Here is a 594-nt window from a genome sequence, read left to right as displayed (position 1 = left end):
TTGGCTACTGCTGTGAAACGTGCCCGTTTCCTGGCTCTGTTGCCTTACACCGATCAACACAAATAATTTTGGAGTTTAAATCATGCAAATTATTCTGTTAGAAAAAATCGGCGGTCTGGGTAACTTGGGTGACATCGTTACCGTTAAAAACGGTTACGCACGCAACTTCCTGATCCCTGCCGGTAAAGCAAAACGTGCAACCGAAGCCAACATGAAAGAATTCGAAGCACGCCGCGCTGAATTGGAAGCCAAACAAGCTGAAATCTTGGCTGATGCTAAAGCACGTCAAGAAAAACTGGAAGGCCAAACCATTACTGTTGCTCAAAAAGCCGGTGTTGATGGTCGTCTGTTCGGTTCTGTTACCAATGCCGACATCGCTGAAGCGATTGTTGCTGCCGGTATCCAAGCTGCTAAAGCAAACGTACGTCTGCCTAACGGTCCTTTGAAAGCTGTTGGTGAGTACGAAGTTGAAGTGGCTCTGCACACTGACGCTGTTGCTAAAATTACCGTTGCTGTTGTTGCAGCCGCTGAGTAATTGATTCATTCAAGGCCGTCTGAAAATCAAGGGTTTCCTTGGATTTCAGACGGCCTTGT

General features: G+C 46.8%; 1 protein-coding gene. It reads left to right on the top strand.

The annotated features are described in order from the left end of the window. Window positions 1–82: 82 nt before the first annotated feature. The gene (gene rplI, locus ACTHSP_RS21325; protein WP_003678862.1) at window positions 83–535 is read left to right on the top strand and encodes a 50S ribosomal protein L9; all 453 of its coding nucleotides are present in this window, start codon (window positions 83–85) and stop codon (window positions 533–535) included. The last annotated feature ends 59 nt before the right edge of the window (window positions 536–594 follow it).

The organism is Neisseria sp. P0001.S005 (assembly GCF_051963715.1).
This window is presented reverse-complemented; position numbering and strand designations above follow the sequence as displayed.